Origin of the sequence: Gordonia zhenghanii (genome assembly GCF_021738965.1) — a bacterium.
Lineage (GTDB): Bacteria > Actinomycetota > Actinomycetes > Mycobacteriales > Mycobacteriaceae > Gordonia > Gordonia zhenghanii.
In genome coordinates this window covers 1-1,444 of sequence record NZ_JAKKOQ010000032.1, presented here as the reverse complement: position 1 = coordinate 1,444, position 1,444 = coordinate 1, and the positions used below count along the sequence as shown (strand labels likewise).

The following is a 1,444-nucleotide window of genomic DNA, read 5'->3' as shown; positions in this document are numbered from 1 at the left end:
GGTCAAGCCCCTTGTAGTGGTGTAACTGGTTTGTGATCCTTCGTTGGTGATCAGGCGGGTAGTTCCATCAATGGATCGGTACTCACCTCCGTCTGCGGGTTGGTGTCGGGATCGATGGTCAGAGTGAGTCGGCACCGGCTCAGGACTTCGAGTCCGAGGTAGCGGCGACCTTCGGCCCATTCGTCGGTCTGTTCAGCCAGGACGGCGCCGATGAGGCGGATGATGGCGTCGCGGTTGGGGAAGATACCCACGACGTCGGTGCGGCGGCGGATCTCTCGGTTGAGCCGCTCGGTGGGGTTGTTCGACCAGATCTGGCGCCACACGTCGTCGGGGAACGCAGTGAACGCGAGCAGGTCCTCGCGGGCGTCGCCAAGGTGGTCGGCAACTTTAGGTAGTCGGTCTTCGGTGTACTCGATGAGTCGGTCGAACTGGGCATGGACGGCGTCCGCGGTGGGCTGGTCGTAGACGCTGTGCAACATCGCTTTGACCGCTGGCCACATCGATTTCGGGCACACCGCCATCAGGTTCGCGGCGTAGTGGGTGCGGCAGCGTTGCCACGCGGCTGCGGGCAGGTTCGCCGCGATCGCCTCAATGAGACCGGCATGGGCATCGGAGGTCACCAGGCGTACTCCGCCCAGTCCGCGGGCGACCAGGTCGGCGAAGAAAGTGTTCCACGAGGCTGTGGTCTCGCTGGTGGCGACCTGCATGCCCAGGACCTCGCGGTGCCCGTCACCGTTGACGCCGGTGGCCAGGAGCACGACCGCCTTGACGACCTGCTTGTTCTCGCGGACCTTGATCGTTAATGCGTCGGCGGTGACGAACGTGAACGGCCCCGCCTCGTCGAGCCGGCGATGACGGAACGCTGCGACGTGTTCATCAAGGTCTTCGGCCATCCGCGAGACCTGCGACTTCGACAACGAATCGATACCCAGGGTTTTGACGAGCTTGTCCATCCGGCGAGTGGACACCCCGGCCAGGTAGCAGTCCGCGACCACGGTAATCAGCGCCGATTCCGCGCGTTTGCGGCGCTCGAGCAACCATTCGGGAAAGTAGGTTCCTGAGCGCAGCTTCGGCACGGCCACCTCGACAGTGCCCACGCGGGTATCGAGGGGCCGGTGCCGGTAGCCGTTGCGGTAGTTGGTGCGGTCGGCCGACCGGGCGTTCCATTCGGCACCACATACGGCGTCGGCATCGGCAGATAGCAGGGCGTTGATCATCGTTTGCAGCAACTCGCGCATCAGATCAGGTGATGCATCGGCGAGGGCTTGGCTTAACAGGCCGGCAGGATCGACAATGTGGGGTGCGGTCATCGTGATGACTCCATTCGAGAGTGCTGTGAGAGGTTCACTCGAAGGATCACACGGTGACCGCTCTCGTGCTGGCAGCCACACGCTGCCGGCGACAGTCCTGGTCACCGAGTTACACCACTCTATGGGGCACTACT

1 protein-coding gene is annotated in these 1,444 nt (G+C 63.5%); it reads right to left on the bottom strand.

Going from position 1 to position 1,444, the window contains the following annotated elements; translation table 11 throughout:
* Positions 1–50 precede the first annotated feature (50 nt).
* Positions 51–1,310, bottom strand: coding sequence for an IS256 family transposase (locus L5G32_RS19110; RefSeq protein ID WP_237012665.1), 1,260 nt, complete (start codon positions 1,308–1,310; stop codon positions 51–53).
* Positions 1,311–1,444 lie beyond the last annotated feature (134 nt).